Genomic DNA, 16627 nt, shown 5'->3' with positions numbered 1-16627 from the left:
TAAGTGCAAAAATGAAATCTTTTTGCGTTTACAATATGTTAAAGAAAAATGAGAGCGCTTGTGCTTACATAAAAGATAAAGCGCTCTAAAATCAAATTTTTAGCTTTTATCTTTAACTTAAACGCTTGAAACGGGCGGCAAAAAATCCGTCCATGCCGCTTAATTTTGGATTTTCATTGGGTAAATCGGCTGGCGTCGTGCGCAAGTATCCTTCATCGGTTAAAATATCTGCATAAATATTTTTAGCTGCATCGGACATATTATCAAAACTTTGGCAAAGTTCTTCAACTGTGAAGGGAACAAGCGCGACATTAGTGCGGTTTTTTAAAAATTTAGCAACCAGTCTTTCGCCTTCTCTTTTGCTTAAAGAACAGTTGGAGAATAATATCGTGCCGCCAATTTTAACCAGATCGATGCTTTTTTCCAACAGCTGCAATTGTAAATCTGCAAGTCGTCCGATTTCATCAAGCGATTTTGTCCACAAAACATCTGGATGGCGGCGAATCGTACCAGTTGATGAGCAGGGCGCATCAAGCAATAGGGCATCAAAAGGCTGTTCTGGTTTGAAATCTTGTAATTCGCCATTATAAGTGGCAACATTGAGGTTTAAACGCGCCATATTGGCAATGAGCCGTTTCATCCGGTTTTTAGATGCATCAACCGCCGTGACATTGGCACCCGTATTGGCAAGCTGCGCGGTTTTACCACCAGGGGCGGCACATAAATCGGCAATATTTTGCCCTTTGCCTGCCTTCATTAAGCGGGCAGGGAGGCTTGCTGCAACATCTTGTACCCACCATTTACCTTCGGCAAAGCCCGGTAATTCTGGAATGGAGCAATCAACCTCAGCAATTCGGATAGATTGAAAAGGCAGTACTTCACCGCCAAGCTCTTGTGCTATTGCGTTAACATCACCGCTTGCTGTGATGTCTAAAGGCGGCTCATAAGCTTGTGCCTTAATGATTTCTTGGGCTTTTTCCTTGCCGTAATCGCGCTCAAGCATTTGTGCAAACCATAAAGGCACATTGGATAGAACATCATCTTGTTGTAAAATCGCATCTTTTTCGCGGGTAAAGCGGCGTAAAATAGCGTTTACTAGGCCAGAAAAACGGGTAAGGCGCGGATCAAATTTGGCAATTGTTACGGCAAGATTAATTGTCGCATGATCTGGTACATCAAGATAAAGAATTTGCGCCGCACTAATATGGATAAGATGCTTTAACGCACTGGCATTTTGCGGCAATGGCCTATCGACAAATTGGTCAATCGCATTATCAATGGCACCGCGATTTCTTAAAGCGGCTCCCAAAATTGCTCGTACCAAAGAGCGGTCACGCATATCAAGCGCTAAATATTGTGGGTGGCCATGCTCATTATCGGTTAAGCCATCAAGCGAGGTTGCCTTGTCAATCACTGCACCAAGCATACGCAAAGCTGCTTGCCGAACAGCGATGCCAGCCACTTTGGGCTGGCGATCCGATTTACTATTATCGCGTTTAGGTTTTTGATTATTGTTTTTTTGCGCTTTGGCGTTATTCAAGACCATGGACCTCTTGGCTTATTATCTTTTTTGACTTTCATCCAGCTTGGCCGCTCAACAGTTTTGCGCATGGTTTGCCTCGGGCTATTGCTGCGCATGTCGAAGGTGCTGTTTGACTGTGCTCCCATCTCTTGAGCCATTTCACGCAATTTTGCAATACGATTTTCAGTATTAGGGTGAGTTGAGAAGAGATTATCTGTTCCACGACCTGATAATGGGTTGATAATAAACATATGGGCGGTTGCTGGATTATGTTCGGCTTCGTCATTGACTACTTCATGGGCGCCGCGAGCAATTTTGTTTAAAGCTGATGCAAGCCATAAAGGATTGCCACAAATTTCAGCGCCGCGTCTGTCAGCCGCATATTCACGGGTACGGCTAATTGCCATTTGTACGAGCATTGCCGCAAAAGGCGCAACAAACATAACAATAATCGTACCAATCATACCAAGTGGATTGGTAGAATTGCCATTGGAATCGCGATTGCCACCAAAAATAAAGGCAAAATTGGCGAGCATTGAAATAGCACCGGCAATAGTTGCGGTAATTGTCATGGTTAAAGTATCACGATTTTGCACATGGGCAAGCTCATGCGCCATGACGCCAGCAATTTCTTCTGGTGTTAAGCTGTTTAACAGTCCAGTTGTCGCTGCAACTGCCGCATTTTGTGGATTTCTACCCGTTGCAAAAGCATTGGGTTGCGGATTTTCCATAATATAAACGCGTGGTTGTGGCAGGCCAGCTTTACGAGCTAAATCGGTGACAATATTGTAATATTCAGAGTTTGAGCGGGCATCAACCTCACGGGCACCATACATGCGCAACACCATTTTATCTGAATTCCAGTAGGAAAACAGGTTTAGGCCAGCCGCAATCACAAAGGCAATCATCATGCCCCTTGGGCCACCGATAATATAACCTACACCCATGAAAAGGGCCGTCATGAATGCTAAAAGCATGGCGGTCCGAATAATGTTCATCAACAAAACTCCATTGTTAATTTGTTTCTTTTTGCATTTTGTAAATCTATTACTTGCTTATCATATAATAACTACTAAAAAGCGACTATTTGAAGTCGCCTTTTTTGTGAATATAAGCATATGAATATTCCTATGCTTGTCGTTAAAAATAAGCTGGCAAGATTTACCAATTTTATATAAAATGTGGATTTGAAAGAATTTTTTCAATGGATTGGTGAAAAAATGACTGAAAAACAGCAAATAATCAATAAAGATGATAATGTAGCTGAGGAAAAGGCTTTGGTGCAAGAAACTTTAACACCAGCAGCAAAACGCGCTTTAGCCGAAGCACAAGAGCGCCGCGAGCAGGCAGCCCTTGCCGCTGAAAAGGCGAAGCGTGAGCTTGGTGGGCGCGGTGGCCATGATCCAGCACGCTATGGTGACTGGGAAATTAAAGGTCGTGCTATCGATTTTTGATTGTGAGGGGTGCGGCTAATGTTAAATGCTTTTAAAGCGCAATAAAAAAGCAAGAATATTGGTGGCAGGCTTTAGCCATCAATATCCTTGCTTATGTATTTGTCTTACGTAACTTAAATTAACGATTTTGGATATCTACCAATTTTTGGGCGATTTCCTGCATGATGATACCAGTATCAGGGCCAAAGCCAAGTAGCTTTAAACCATCTAAGCGCAAAAGATCTTTATTCTTAACTGCCGGAGTATCTTGCAATGGCGCTTGCGTTAACAATGTTTCAATCGTTGGGAAACCATCATTGCTCATAGATAAAATAAGGTCGGGCGCCATTTTAGTCACTTGTTCTTTGTTTAAAGGCACATAGGATTCAATATTGGCGGCGGCATTTTCTCCGCCTGAAAGAACAATAATGTCATGGGCAGGAGTGTTTTTACCAGCCATGAATATAGGACCAACTTCCTTGTCGCCTGAAGGTACTGTCAAAAGAAAAAGCACTTTTTTCTTAGTGGTAAGTTCAGCCTTTATACTGTTTGCTTTATTAAAGTCGTTTTTTATTCGTGCAATTAACTCATTGACCTTATCTTCATGATTAAGTGCATGGCCAATAAAACTAACTTTATCGATGACGCCATCTTCACTGTGATCATCTGGAATAATAAGAACTGGAATCTTGTTGCTTTCAATAGAGGTTAAATTATCCTTATTTAAAGCACCCTCTAAAGCCAAGACAGTTTGGCCATCAACTTTTTTAATTGCAGCAAGGTCAATAGTTGCGGCAGCGCCAATATTTGTAAGATCGCTTCCTTCCTTCATAAAGGTGCTGCGTTTATCAACACCGACTAAACGATCTTTATCACCAAGGGCAATAATGGTCTCAGTAACGGGCCAACCGATGGATACTAATTTAGCATTATCATTAATCAAGATCTCGCTAGCTTGTATTAAAGACGGTTGACTATTCGCCGCCAGTGCAAATGCCGCAAGCATAAAAGTTTTTAAAATTCGGTTTTTGGTAACAGTCTTATGTGTTTTTGTCATAACCTATCCTTTTCATTTTTGCGGCATGTGAAGCAGGACACTTTGTTTATCGCTGTATCTTGCTAGGTTTTTAAATGTCCAAAGTTTCGCCCTTTGGCGCGATATTGGCTAAAATTCTTGCACAAAAGAAATTTTAAAATTACGTCCCGGTTCACTATAATAAACCTTTTTATAGTTAGCACTTGATGGCAGATCGAGTGCATTCCAATAGGTTTTATTAAATATATTATAGATACCTGCTTGCAATTTAGAGCCTTTTTCACCAGTAGGACGCCACCAACCACTAATATCAAAAACGGCATAGCCGGGGGCTTTGGCGTAATCCGACTTGTTTTCTACTCGATTGCGTTTTGCCGCTGCCGTCATTCTTAAATCAGCGCCCCATATTTCTTGAGAATAGCCAACACCAAGCGTTCCTTTAAATGGTGGAATAGAATTTAAATATTCATCGGTTTCGCGATCCTTGCCTTCCATATAAGCGAGGCTGAAATCTGTGCGCCAATTGGAAGTTATTTGCCAATAGGCTTTTGCTTCCACGCCGGAAATACGCACCTTAGCGCGGTTTATATAAACAGCCTCACCACTTGGAAACATAAGCGATGGTCCAAGTTCTTTGCGGCCGATAAAATTTTTATAATAATTGCTAAATAGTCCAAGTGAACCACCCCAGTTGTTACTTGTATATTTTGCACCAATATCAAATCCATTACCAATTTCAGGCTTCAAGTTGGGGTTGCCATAAAGGTGGTAAATGCCAGGATTGGCAAATTCTAAGTAAAGTTCTGACGAACTTGGCGCTCTAAAACTTTGTGCCCACTGCGCATAAAACATAAGGTTTTCGCTAGCATCCCATTCGCCACGTAGTTTTGGCGAAAAGTGCGAATCGCTAACCTCTGCTGCATAGCCATGGAAAAATACGTTGGTTTCAAAGCCTTTTGTGGTTGAGGGCTTATGTTTAAACCAGTCGAACCGACCGCCAGGGGTAATTCTTAGGCGATTGTTCAAAAAAGCCATTTCATCTTCAATACTTATACCCCAACTTGTTGAGCGGGTAGTTGGTATTTCAGATTGGTCGCTAAGTAGAAATTTGCACATCATATAGGGTGGACGATAAGGTGGTGGTGGGCAACTATCACGACCAGTTGTATATTGCTCAAAGCGCGAAGATGAACCATTGCCGGCAATGCGCAAAGTATGGGTAACATTGTCAAATGTTAATAGCTTCATTGCATCAAATGATAAGCCATAATCGCGATTTTGCGTGTTGGAAATTCGATAAAAATCACCTTTGGGTGTGGTTAGTCGAATTTGTTCGGTTCCAGAACTTGCACTATTTTCTTGCCAATAGCCAATGATGCGGGCACGATCTAACCAACCATCACCACTGCCATAATAATCATATGAAGCTGAATAACGCTCACGCTTGCGATTTTGCTCTTGATAAGTGCTCGCAGGCTTAAATTGCGCGCTCGCTTGGTTTAGCACCCATGTGTCACGGTCATTGTCAAAGCGCTCGGCGGTAAAACCTAAGCGGTGTTGATCATTAATATATTGGTGGATTTTAAATAGGTAATTTTTGCTAGTGAAATTTTCTGGGTTTTGCATGCTGCGCATTACGCCATAACCACCGTCATCGCTATTATTTGCACGCTGCTTGCCGCCAATATAACCGCCTTGTAATAACATGTAAGTTTGATTGAATTTAACTGCAAAAGCTTCGTTTATGTTCCAACTGCGATTGGCTGAATCGTAACTGCCTTTGGTAATTGATCCCCAATTTTTATTGTCTTTAATAAGATCCTCAGGGTCTATGGTGCGCATTAACACAATGCCGCCAAGCGAGCCAGAACCGTAAATACTTGAATCTGATCCCTTACCAATATCTATTGCCGATAGGGAAGCAAAGTCAAAGGCTGATGAACCGCCCTTAACGCCGCGCGTGATATCATCAAGCCACGGTATCGGAATGCCATCAATTGTAGTGGTGACACGATTGCCATCAAGACCGCGAATATTAAAACTATCATTTTGGCGGTTATAATTAATTGCTGGATCAAGCCGAGAAATGTCGTTGACATTATCCACTTGCTTGTTTTGAATATCTTTAGTGGTAACAGTATCGGTTAAAACACCCTTATTTTTCAAACTGTGTTTGTTTTCAGCATCGACAACAACGGTATCAAGCTCGTTTTCATTTTCTTGTGCTGCATTTGCTTGCGATGAGGTTAAGCTAGAAAATATTGATAATGTCAAAAAAGTAGTTATAAAAAGTTTTTTTTTATTTTATAATTGACTTTTATCATCTTTATATCACCAATAAAACAAGTTAAGTAATAATAACCATCAATAATTTTCTTGAATGGCTAGATAATTGTTCATAACTTAAATACAGCTAGGTAATATTAAATTCTACTTTTCGAACTTCGTTGGTATAAACTTTCCTCTAGCCTATATTTATTTTTAACTTTGGCTATCAAACATGATAAATATAGTCAAGTTATAATTTATTGAAAGGCTATTTAATGGAAACAAAATTATGGAAAACGAGCGTTTTGGCTTTATTGTTTTAAATTGCGCCCAAAAATCGCGCATGATATCTGGCCTGAACTTAAAAGGATTTTCACCCTGCACGCCCTTGATAATAAAATTAGGTAATAGTTAAGTTTTTAAAGAGGGATTGGTTTTATTAAATTCGACAAATATTAAAAATAAGTCAATGTTTTTGGGGAGTATAAGCTCGTTTTGGACTTTTTAGGTAGTTTAAGCCCCCTTTGGACAAAGCAAAGGGGGCTTTTATTAGAGGTGAAAAGCTTACATATGTAGCGGTTTTGCGAAAGTAGCAAGGGCCGCTTCACGTACAGCTTCTGACATAGTTGGGTGGGCATGACATGTGCGGCCTAGATCCTCCGAAGAACCGCCAAATTCCATAAGAACGGCGATTTCGTGGATCATTTCACCTGCGCCATAACCAAGAATGTGGCCACCAAGAACGCGGTCGGTTTTTTTGCAAGCAAGGATTTTTACAAATCCATCAGTGTGCTGGATCGAGCGTGCACGACCATTGGCAGTGAATGGGAATTTGCCAACATTATATTCAATACCTGCGGCTTTTAATTCTTCTTCAGTTTTACCAACAGAGGCAGCTTCTGGTTGGGTGTAAACAACGCCAGGGATTACGTCAAAATTGACATGGCCTTTTTGACCTGCCAAAATTTCAGCAACGGCAACGCCTTCATCTTCAGCTTTATGGGCAAGCATTGGGCCTTTTACTACGTCACCAATGGCATAAACGCCATCAAGTGTAGTTTTCCAATGATTGTCAATTTCAACGCAGCCGCGGCTGTCTAGCTTTACGCCAACTTCTTCAAGGCCAAGACCGGCTGTATAAGGTTTACGGCCTGTTGCAACCAAAACAACATCGCCATGAAGAGATTGTGTTTCGCCGCCGCTTACAGGTTCATAACGCACTGTTGCGCCCATAAAGCCATTTTCAACACCAGTTACTTTTGCGCCAAGCTTATAAGTGATGCCTTGCTTTTCCATAAGTCTTTGGAAGTTGCGCGATACTTCGCCATCCATACCGCCAAGAGCTTTATCAAGATATTCTACAACCGTTACTTTTGTACCAAGACGCGCATAAACTGAACCAAGTTCACTACCAATTACACCGGCACCAACAACAATCATTGTTAATGGTACTTTGGTAAGGGCTAAGGCTCCTGTCGATGAAATAATGGTTTTTTCATCAAATTCAAATTCCACACCAGGAATACCTGCAACATCCGAGCCGGTTGCGATTACGATATTTTTGGTTTCAACCGTTTGAACACTGCCATCTTCAGCAGTTACTTCAACTTTGCCTTGCGCAACAATTTTACCAGTACCAATAAAAGTATCAACCTTGTTTTTCTTAGCTAGAAAAGCAACGCCGCTGGTATTGGCATCAATAACGCTTTGTTTAAATTCCATCATTTTGGCAAAATCAAACTCTGGTTTGCCAATTTTAACACCAATTGAGTCATAGCCATGAGAGGCTTCAGCATAAACTTCTGAAGCATGAAGCAACGCCTTTGATGGAATGCAGCCAACATTAAGGCAAGTGCCACCAAATGTTTTACGTTTTTCAATCATTGCGGTTTTAAGGCCTAATTGGGCTGCTTTGAATGCACAAACATAGCCGCCAGGGCCGGAACCGATCACCACAACATCATAAGACATGATTCTTCCTTTTGCTTAGGGTTTTTCCCTCGTTTGTTCGTGACTAGCATAAATCACGTGAGTCTCAAAAACAAAGTTAAACATTATTGCAAATTTTTAGCAAAATGTGAGGGTTTTTGTAAACTTATGCAGGGCGTTGATTTGAAAATATCTTAACGCCACCGCTTAGTGCCCATTACCATAATGTCAAATTGCGCAATTTGACATGAATAGGCTTTAAAATAAAATGCCCTGAATTTTCATTCAGGGCATTTTCAATCCACTCATAAAGAATATAGGATTAGAGCTGACGCTCAACCATCAATTTCTTAATCTCGGCAATTGCCTTGGCAGGATTTAGTCCTTTAGGGCAAGTTTGCGTACAGTTCATGATGGTATGACAGCGATAAAGCCGGAAAGGATCTTCAAGCTTATCTAGGCGGTCACCGGTTGCTTCATCGCGTGAATCAGCAATCCAACGATAAGCCTGCAATAGAACCGAGGGTCCCAGATAACGATCACCATTCCACCAATAGCTTGGGCAAGATGTCTGGCAGCAAGCGCATAAAATACACTCATAAAGCCCATCAAGTTTCAAGCGATCATCATGGCTTTGTAGCCATTCTTTTTCTGGTGTTGGCGATACGGTTTGCAACCAAGGCTCGATCAAGCGATGCTGGGCATAGAAACGATTAAGATCTGGCACAAGATCTTTGACCACTGGCATTGAAGGCAATGGATAGACCTTAATTGGGTGCTTAACTTCATCCATGCCGGTAATACAAGCAAGGGTGTTGGAGCCATCAATATTCATCGCACAAGAGCCGCAAATACCTTCACGGCAAGAACGACGCAGTGTCAATGTTGGGTCAACATGATTTTTGATGTATAAAAGTCCATCCAAAATCATCGGCCCACATGAATCACGATCCACATAAAAAGTGTCAAGGCGTGGATTTTCACCATCATCTGGTGACCAGCGATAAATACGAAATTCCGTTAAGTTTTGGTTTTGCTCTGGCTTTGGCCAGACCTTGCCTTTTTTAACCGTGGAATTTTTGGGAAGGGTCATTTGAACCATTATTTTGCTCCCCTAGTAAACGCGCTTTTTAGGCGCGATTTTCTTTGGATCAATACCACCATCTTCATAGCGAGTAAGTGGATCCACATGCACAGCACGATAGGAAAGACTAACTTTGCCTTCCGGTGAAAGGTGAGATAATGTATGTTTACGCCAGTTTACATCATCGCGATCTGGGAAATCTTCACGGGCATGAGCGCCGCGGCTTTCCTTACGTGCAACAGCCGAGTAAACGGTACAAATTGCATTTGCCATCAGATTATCAAGTTCCAATGTTTCCATTAAATCTGAATTCCAGATCATTGAGCGGTCGGTTACTTTCACATCTGGCAATTCATCCCAAATAGCTGAAATACGTTCGCAACCACTTACTAACGAATCTTCCTGACGGAAAACAGCCGCATCTTCCTGCATGGCGCGTTGCATCTTATCACGCAGCTCCGCTGTTGGCTTTGAGCCATTCGCAAAACGAATACGGTCGAAGCGTTCCATGATTTTGTCACATGCTTCAATATTAAGCTCAGGAATTGGAGCGTCACGGTCAATTACCTTTGCTGCACGTAAAGCGGCCGCACGGCCAAACACCACCAAATCGATAAGTGAGTTGGAGCCAAGACGATTAGCACCGTGAACGGAAGCGCAACTTGCTTCACCCACAGCCATTAAGCCTGGCTGAACGCGATCATTATCTTCCTCAGTTGGATTTAGCACTTCGCCCCAATAATTGGTTGGGATGCCGCCCATATTATAGTGAACGGTTGGCAATACCGGAATTGGGTCTTTGGTAAGATCTACGCCGGCAAAAATACGGGCTGATTCCGAAATACCGGGTAGGCGTTCATGAAGAATAGCTGGATCAATATGGCTAAGAACAAGGAAAATATGGTCTTTCTTTGGACCAACGCCGCGTCCTTCACGAATTTCAATGGTCATGCAGCGTGAAACAACGTCACGCGATGCTAGATCTTTGAAAGATGGCGCATAACGCTCCATAAAGCGCTCGCCCTCAGAGTTGATGAGGTAGCCACCTTCACCGCGTGCGCCTTCAGTAATCAAACAGCCAGAGCCGTAAATACCAGTTGGGTGGAATTGCACAAATTCCATATCCTGCAAAGGAAGACCTGCACGCGCAATCATGCCGCCGCCATCACCAGTGCAGGTGTGGGCAGACGTTGCTGAGAAGTAAGCGCGACCATAACCACCAGTTGCCAACACTACCATCTTGGCAGAAAAACGGTGAATTGTACCGTCATCAAGGTTCCAAGCAACAACACCGGTGCAAACACCGTCAGTCATGATGAGATCAAGTGCGAAATATTCAATAAAGAATTGCGCATTATGTTTTAGGCTTTGGCCATAAAGCGTATGCAAAATAGCGTGGCCTGTACGGTCAGCGGCCGCGCATGTGCGCTGCACGGGTGGGCCTTCACCAAATTCAGTGGTGTGGCCACCAAAGGGGCGTTGATAAATCTTGCCTTCTTCGGTACGCGAGAATGGCACACCATAATGCTCAAGCTCATAAACCGCAGCAGGTGCTTGACGGGTTAGATATTCCATCGCATCCATGTCACCAAGCCAGTCAGAACCCTTGATGGTGTCATACATGTGCCACTGCCAGCTGTCAGGCCCCATATTAGATAGGGATGCGGCAATGCCACCCTGCGCCGCTACTGTATGCGAGCGGGTTGGGAAAACCTTGGTAATACAAGCGGTTTTGAAACCTTGCTCGGCCATGCCCAAGGTTGCACGCAAACCAGAGCCACCAGCGCCAACTACAATGACATCGAACTCGTGGTCGACATATTGATAGGATTTTTTATCCTGCGCTGCCGAAGCATTTGAATTATTGCTTGCCATGGAATTTAACCTCCCAAAGCGATTTTTACGAGTGCTAAAAGACAAGCAGCACCCATGATGAAACAAAAGAAAATATTAAGCGCAAGCAAAATGGTACGCAAACCATGATTTGGGAAATAATCCTCAATAATGACCTGCATACCTAATTTCATATGATATATGCTTGCAACAACCATAACTGCCATAACGACTGAAATGATTGGATTGGCTAAATAACTTACAACCGTTGCATAATCTTTACCAACCAGCATGATGAGAAGAATGATAAAGAAAATAAAAAGTGGCACATTGGCTAAGGCAGTCAAGCGTTGGCGCCAAAAATGGTCAGTTCCATGTTTCGCTGAGCCAAGACCTATGCTTTTATTAAGCGGTGTTCTAAAATCTTTCATTACACCCTCCTAGCGCACAATATAGCCGACAATCCAGATAAGGAGTGTCAAAACAACAGAAATCACAATGGTAGACCAAGCAGTTTTAGTCGCCAATTTTTTTTCTAAAAGCGCAGGATTGGTATCCCAGAATAAATGGCGAACACCACCAACGAGATGGTGAACAAGCGCTAAAGTATAAAGGAATAATATGGTGCGCCCTAAAAACGAGCCAAAAAGCCAGTTAACTTTTTCAAAAGCATCTTCACCCGATGCTGCAGAAATAATCCAAGCAGCAAATAAAAATGTACCGAAATAAAGCGCGCCACCTGTCGCGCGATGGGCAATAGACATTGCCATCGTAATCGGCCAACGGTAAATCTGAACGTGGGGTGAAAGTGGCCGTCCAGAAGGTGTCGTATCTGTCATGAGCGTTCCTGACCTGACATGTGATCGTGATATTGCAAAAAACAATATCGGCAAAATAATGAATCCGTTTTCATTCTTAAAGAACCAAAACAGCTTTTTCTGCCGTGCAAGGAGAACTCCTCACACATTCGACCGACTGCCTAATGAATCGGATTAAAGGTCACGTTCACGGGCGTACGGCTTGGCAACGGCGCAAAACGCCGCTCAGCTTGCTTTGCTTCTAATGCGGATTTTGATCCACGTCAAAGCAAGAAAGCATTTTTTCGATCAAAAGATTGAGAAAACGCAAAAAATTGTGCAAAAATATTGTTTTAATCGTTTGAAAAACTTGATTAAAATTTGAAGGTTTTTTAGTTTTTTATTAAAAACGACTCAATCGCCGCGCATAATGTTTAGAGGACATTTAAAAAATCGAGTTTTATTTTTCCTGATTTTGGGTCAAAATCGGTTATTGGTTTGGATTATGATTTTACCCAGTCAATTGCTGTTGTTAACCCAGTTTTGTTTTAAGATGCTTTAATTAAAGGCTATTTATTCAAAAATTTCATGATTAATAGCCTTGTGCTTAGATGCATCTAACTTTTTTGATAGCAACATTGCGATAAAAGCTAAGACTAAACTCATCATCGAAATAGCGATGATAGTAAAATCACTTGTGAAGTAGATAAAACGACTTAACATGGCCAGACCAGAGCTATATTGAAAATAGGGTAAAAACAAAACGCCAATGGTAAGGAGTGAGGTTGCCATTGACCGCGTTTTAGAAGATACCAATTCAAGAATTAAATTTGCAAGCGGCGCAATGAGTGCGGAAGCGAAAATTCCAAACCATAAAATGGGGATGATAAGTTTTGCACTATGATCGATATTTGAAAGGCACCAATAGCTTGGCCCAATAAGCAGTAATGAGCCGAGTAGACCTATGGTGAAGACTTTATAAGTGCTTGTTTTATCGATTATTTTCCCCCATATTGCTAGCATGATTACAAAGATTAATATTCCAACTACTTTTAACGCAAACAAATATAAAGCGCCATTCGTCAGATCCCGCCCACTTAAAAAGCGCGTTATTTTGTTTAGATATTGCCAATGTAAAATAAAAATGACAGTGATTTGACTGAATAAAATAACATGTATAAATTTGGTCAATCCGCGCTTATTGCCTTTGCTACATTTATTGCTTATGTCAAAATTTAACCGTAATAACAATGAGCGACGAATAAATATAATAAAAGACAAAATAGAAATAAAAAAGACGAAGATCCACGTATCCCAATACTGAGACGTAATGAATATCATTGAAATGTTCATAATCATTATAGCCAAGACAACAGCCACTATTATGAGTGGTACCAAGCTCGTATAAAAACCTCGTTTAGTAGCGGGAGAATAATTAAAAATTAAGGCAGTAGAAACTGCAATTTCGGCGCCCATCATAATAATTGTGCCGATAAAGGCGTAAAATATGACAAAAATCATTATATTTTCATTGAAAAACGCGAGAGCTTCAGTAAGTGAACAAAGGCTTGCTATCATCAAAAAGAGAGCAGTAAAAGCTAGTATCAATTTTTGATTGAACCGATCTGCCAAAAAGCCAAAAATTAAGCCTCCCAATACGGGATAAATAGGCAATATATCAGTTGTATAATAGAAAAGTAATGGCATAGAGGAATTTACGCTCCAAGTATACCGGAAAAGCTGCCAAAATTGCCCCTCTAAAATTGATGCTAAAAAGCAAAACAAAAAAATGCTGGCTAAACTATTTAACATAGCAATTTTAAAATCATTGGAGCGTGTTTCGGTCATTGATTTTAAATCCTTTAAATGATGTTTGAGCCTTTAGAACTTCCAATATATGATGTGAGAAAAGGAGGAGCTATTGTTTATGTTGCTTAATTCTGTTGGAAAACTGCAAATTTATGCCGTTCAACCACCCCAAATTTGTTAAGTTAAAACGGGCTTTTTTCTCTATCTTTTATGATGAAAATATAAAGGTCATTTTTAGGCTTATAGTTTTTAGCTTTCATTTCAAATTGGGTAGGGCTGATTTTTTTGACATTTTTACCGCAAAATGTGACCAGTGCATCTGGTGCACCTTTGTCTACCACGAGGCGAAAATCGCCAATGGTACCGCCAGCCCAATTGCCGCCAGTTTTTAAAATATAACCGATGTCGCGCCAGCCAGCCCACTCATTTTGTTTTCTCATTTTTGCAATAGCCGCGCGAAAACCATTATCAGGGCAATATTCATTTGTTACCATTTCTTCAAATTCATTGGGTGTTCGCGGTATACCACTACCTGTCATTGGTCTGTATTCGTGGCGGATTTTGATTTTTTTACCCTTAGGAAAATTCTGCTGCCAATAATAGGTTATTTGGAAAATTTCTTGATCTTCAACTTCAGCAAAGCCAATTTTTTGTTCTTTTTTATATTGAGTTTTAACTCGCTTGCCGTCGACAAAAGTTTTAAAATTGACAAAATTATCAGCAATTGCATCTGGTGCTGCCGTTACACCTGCACCAGTATCGCTATAGGGTTCGACAGGATGGGGCGGCAAGGGAAAGGCAACAATCGTAGTAATGTCGTGGTTTGATGTATTTTCAAAAACATAATCGACGATGATTTTGTCTTCAGAAATATAAAGATTTTCTGATACCATGGCGATATTTTCAAGCTTTTGCAGCACAAGACCACCACCAACCAATTTTGCGCCACTATCATTGGCGGTTGCTATCGTTGCAAAGGAAAAAAGGCTGATAGCCAGTGCTAAAATTTTAAAAATAATATGCATTGGCTTCATAAATTTTCCTTGCACAATAAGACTATTGTTCTTTATCACATACGGCAATGTTGCGACAACGCTCGTCAGCATCAAGATCGATAATAACTTTTAAATAATGGAAATATTTAAATGCTATTCTTGTCGGTGATGCAAGAGTTTATCAAAATAAGATTGACTTATGTCTTAAATATAAAACACAATATTCCATAATTTATATTATTTTATAAGGCATTTTATTTTTAATAAAGATTTGAAGAATATTTATGGGATAAGAGGTCTGGGCCCTAAGGCATTATGGCTAGAGCGCATTTTGATCTGATTGGATCAGATCGGCGCTCTAATCCATTGCTTACACCGCGTTTTTTTGCGAAAACCGCTTCACACTTTTTGGAAAAACGCTCTAAAGTGCTCAAGCATTTAAAAAAAAGCAAAGCCATTAATTTTCTAAATAAAAAATATTAATCATGTAATCTTCTTAAAAAATGGCGGGTTGCACTTTGTGTTGGCTCATTAAATAAAGCTTTTGATGGGCCTTGCTCAACAACGATGCCGTCATCCATGAATATGGTTCTATCGGCTACATCGCGCGCAAAATTCATTTCATGGGTTACAATGATCATTGTACGGTGTTCTTCAGCTAATGATCGGATCACGTCAAGTACTTCACCGACCAATTCAGGGTCAAGGGCGGATGTTGGTTCATCGAACAGAATAACATCAGGTTCCATGGCCAAAGCGCGGGCAATAGCGGCGCGCTGCTGTTGGCCACCAGAGAGTTGAGCAGGGTAGGCGTGTGCTCTTTGCGCTAAGCCGACCCGTTCAAGGAGTGCCATGCCGCGTGTTTCAGCTTCAACTTTTGGCATTTTTTTTACGATAATCAATCCCTCAATAACATTTTCCAATGCCGTGCGATGAGGAAAAAGATTAAAGTTTTGAAAAACAAAACCCGTATGAAGACGTAATTGATGTAAGCGCTTTTTTTGTTTAGCAAGTGGGATTGCACAATTTAGCGTTTGCTCACCGATGCGGATTGTGCCAGCATTTCCTTCTTCAAGTCCATCAAGACAACGTAGCATTGTAGTTTTGCCGGAACCTGAGCGGCCAATAATTGCAACCACTTCGCCAGTCGCAACATTAAGATCTATGCCTTTTAGAACCTCGGTTTTACCAAATTTCTTTTTAAGGCCACGAACTTCGATCATTGGTTTTTGCGGCATTTTAAACATCCGATCTTTGTTCTATATGGCGATTAAAGCGCGTTTCAAGCGATTTTTGCAAGGATGCAAGCATAGTTGACAATAGCCAATAAATCATTGCTGCACTCAAATACATTGCAAATATTTGAAAAGTGCGGGCAGTAATTAATTGCGCTTCACGAAATAGCTCAGGAACTTGAATGGTTGCTGCAAGTGAAGTATCTTTTACAAGTGAAATAAAACTGTTGGAAATGCCAGGTAACGCAATACGGCCTGCTTGCGGTAAAATTACCCGCCGCATTGTTTGAAAACGCGTCATTCCAATGGTCGCGGCAGCTTCCCACTGTCCGCGGTCTATCGACGAAATAGCACTGCGTATAATTTCAGCATTGTAAGCAGCAACGCTTAAGGTGAGGCCAATTAATGCTGCCGTAATGGGAGAGAAAGTAATACCAACTTGCGGTAGGCCATAAAAGATAAGAAAAAGCTGCACAATAAGGGGGGTGCCGCGAATAAAAGATATATAAGTTCTTGCTGGCCAGTTCAGCCAGCGCGAACGCGATAATCTTGCAAGAGCTAGAAAAAAACCAAGAATTAATCCAAGTGGCATAGAAACGACACTGAGGCCAATGGTATACAAAGCGCCCCGTAGTAAAAACGGGACGGATTGGATGATGAGACTAAGACTTTCTTGCATTAGGATT

The 16627-nt window shown here is 41.3% G+C and carries 14 protein-coding genes; 1 reads left to right on the top strand and 13 read right to left on the bottom strand.

Annotated elements, in window-relative coordinates; translation table 11 throughout:
* Positions 1–112 precede the first annotated feature (112 nt).
* Positions 113–1546 (bottom strand): RsmB/NOP family class I SAM-dependent RNA methyltransferase, encoded by a 1434-nt coding sequence (locus N5852_RS13390; RefSeq protein ID WP_410004220.1) that lies wholly within the window; start codon positions 1544–1546, stop codon positions 113–115.
* Positions 1537–2520 carry a zinc metalloprotease HtpX gene (gene htpX, locus N5852_RS13385; RefSeq protein ID WP_262098257.1) on the bottom strand — a complete coding sequence of 328 codons (984 nt, stop codon included), beginning with the start codon at positions 2518–2520 and terminating at the stop codon, positions 1537–1539. The genes N5852_RS13390 and htpX overlap by 10 nt, the downstream gene beginning before the upstream one ends.
* Before the next feature lie 222 nt (positions 2521–2742).
* Here htpX and N5852_RS13380 point away from each other — a divergent pair, with 222 nt between their 5' ends.
* Positions 2743–2976, top strand: a complete 234-nt coding sequence (locus N5852_RS13380; protein WP_262098256.1) for a DUF1674 domain-containing protein — start codon at positions 2743–2745, stop codon at positions 2974–2976.
* Between the two features lie 118 nt (positions 2977–3094).
* On the opposite strand, the gene N5852_RS13375 is transcribed toward N5852_RS13380, so the two are convergent.
* The 11 genes from N5852_RS13375 to tcyL all read right to left on the bottom strand — a co-directional run bounded on the left by N5852_RS13375 (position 3095) and on the right by tcyL (position 16620).
* Positions 3095–4012, bottom strand: coding sequence for a heme/hemin ABC transporter substrate-binding protein (locus N5852_RS13375; RefSeq protein WP_262098255.1), 918 nt, complete (start codon positions 4010–4012; stop codon positions 3095–3097).
* A gap of 108 nt (positions 4013–4120) precedes the next feature.
* Positions 4121–6265 carry a TonB-dependent hemoglobin/transferrin/lactoferrin family receptor gene (locus N5852_RS13370; RefSeq protein WP_262098253.1) on the bottom strand — a complete coding sequence of 715 codons (2145 nt, stop codon included), beginning with the start codon at positions 6263–6265 and terminating at the stop codon, positions 4121–4123.
* A 558-nt stretch (positions 6266–6823) separates the two neighbouring features.
* Complete coding sequence (gene lpdA, locus N5852_RS13365) at positions 6824–8230, bottom strand: dihydrolipoyl dehydrogenase (RefSeq protein WP_262098252.1); 1407 nt, start codon at positions 8228–8230, stop codon at positions 6824–6826.
* 280 nt (positions 8231–8510) lie between these two features.
* Positions 8511–9290 (bottom strand): succinate dehydrogenase iron-sulfur subunit, encoded by a 780-nt coding sequence (locus N5852_RS13360; protein ID WP_182417994.1) that lies wholly within the window; start codon positions 9288–9290, stop codon positions 8511–8513.
* A gap of 12 nt (positions 9291–9302) precedes the next feature.
* The gene (sdhA, locus tag N5852_RS13355; RefSeq protein WP_262098251.1) at positions 9303–11147 is read right to left on the bottom strand and encodes a succinate dehydrogenase flavoprotein subunit; all 1845 of its coding nucleotides are present in this window, start codon (positions 11145–11147) and stop codon (positions 9303–9305) included.
* A gap of 5 nt (positions 11148–11152) precedes the next feature.
* Positions 11153–11536, bottom strand: coding sequence for a succinate dehydrogenase, hydrophobic membrane anchor protein (sdhD, locus tag N5852_RS13350; protein ID WP_262098250.1), 384 nt, complete (start codon positions 11534–11536; stop codon positions 11153–11155).
* A 9-nt stretch (positions 11537–11545) separates the two neighbouring features.
* Entirely contained in the window at positions 11546–11944 is a 399-nt protein-coding gene (gene sdhC / locus N5852_RS13345) for a succinate dehydrogenase, cytochrome b556 subunit (RefSeq protein ID WP_262098249.1), read from the bottom strand.
* Positions 11945–12475: 531 nt separating this feature from the next.
* Positions 12476–13750, bottom strand: a complete 1275-nt coding sequence (locus N5852_RS13340; protein WP_262098248.1) for an MFS transporter — start codon at positions 13748–13750, stop codon at positions 12476–12478.
* 143 nt (positions 13751–13893) lie between these two features.
* A complete protein-coding gene (locus N5852_RS13335; protein ID WP_262098247.1) occupies positions 13894–14745 on the bottom strand; it encodes a DUF4424 family protein in 852 nt (283 codons plus the stop codon).
* Positions 14746–15185: 440 nt separating this feature from the next.
* Positions 15186–15929 carry an amino acid ABC transporter ATP-binding protein gene (locus N5852_RS13330; protein WP_262099778.1) on the bottom strand — a complete coding sequence of 248 codons (744 nt, stop codon included), beginning with the start codon at positions 15927–15929 and terminating at the stop codon, positions 15186–15188.
* A gap of 16 nt (positions 15930–15945) precedes the next feature.
* On the bottom strand, positions 15946–16620 hold the full coding sequence (gene tcyL / locus N5852_RS13325) for a cystine ABC transporter permease (protein ID WP_262098246.1): 675 nt from the start codon (positions 16618–16620) through the stop codon (positions 15946–15948).
* Positions 16621–16627: the final 7 nt, after the last annotated feature.

Source organism: Bartonella sp. HY328 (assembly GCF_025449335.1).
In the GTDB taxonomy this organism is placed as follows: Bacteria; Pseudomonadota; Alphaproteobacteria; order Rhizobiales; family Rhizobiaceae; genus HY038.
The sequence above is the reverse complement of the archived record's forward strand: the minus strand, read 5'-3'. Positions and strand labels throughout refer to the sequence as shown.

Bases quoted from the DNA above. Each gene is read 5' to 3' on its own strand.
- N5852_RS13390 (WP_410004220.1), bottom strand. From the start codon at position 1,546: ATGGTCTTGAATAACGCCAAAGCGCAAAAAAACAATAATCAAAAACCT.
- htpX (WP_262098257.1), bottom strand. From the start codon at position 2,520: ATGAACATTATTCGGACCGCCATGCTTTTAGCATTCATGACGGCCCTT.
- N5852_RS13380 (WP_262098256.1), top strand. From the start codon at position 2,743: ATGACTGAAAAACAGCAAATAATCAATAAAGATGATAATGTAGCTGAG.
- N5852_RS13375 (WP_262098255.1), bottom strand. From the start codon at position 4,012: ATGACAAAAACACATAAGACTGTTACCAAAAACCGAATTTTAAAAACT.
- lpdA (WP_262098252.1), bottom strand. From the start codon at position 8,230: ATGTCTTATGATGTTGTGGTGATCGGTTCCGGCCCTGGCGGCTATGTT.
- N5852_RS13360 (WP_182417994.1), bottom strand. From the start codon at position 9,290: ATGGTTCAAATGACCCTTCCCAAAAATTCCACGGTTAAAAAAGGCAAG.
- sdhA (WP_262098251.1), bottom strand. From the start codon at position 11,147: ATGGCAAGCAATAATTCAAATGCTTCGGCAGCGCAGGATAAAAAATCC.
- sdhD (WP_262098250.1), bottom strand. From the start codon at position 11,536: ATGAAAGATTTTAGAACACCGCTTAATAAAAGCATAGGTCTTGGCTCA.
- sdhC (WP_262098249.1), bottom strand. From the start codon at position 11,944: ATGACAGATACGACACCTTCTGGACGGCCACTTTCACCCCACGTTCAG.
- N5852_RS13340 (WP_262098248.1), bottom strand. From the start codon at position 13,750: ATGACCGAAACACGCTCCAATGATTTTAAAATTGCTATGTTAAATAGT.
- N5852_RS13335 (WP_262098247.1), bottom strand. From the start codon at position 14,745: ATGAAGCCAATGCATATTATTTTTAAAATTTTAGCACTGGCTATCAGC.
- N5852_RS13330 (WP_262099778.1), bottom strand. From the start codon at position 15,929: ATGATCGAAGTTCGTGGCCTTAAAAAGAAATTTGGTAAAACCGAGGTT.
- tcyL (WP_262098246.1), bottom strand. From the start codon at position 16,620: ATGCAAGAAAGTCTTAGTCTCATCATCCAATCCGTCCCGTTTTTACTA.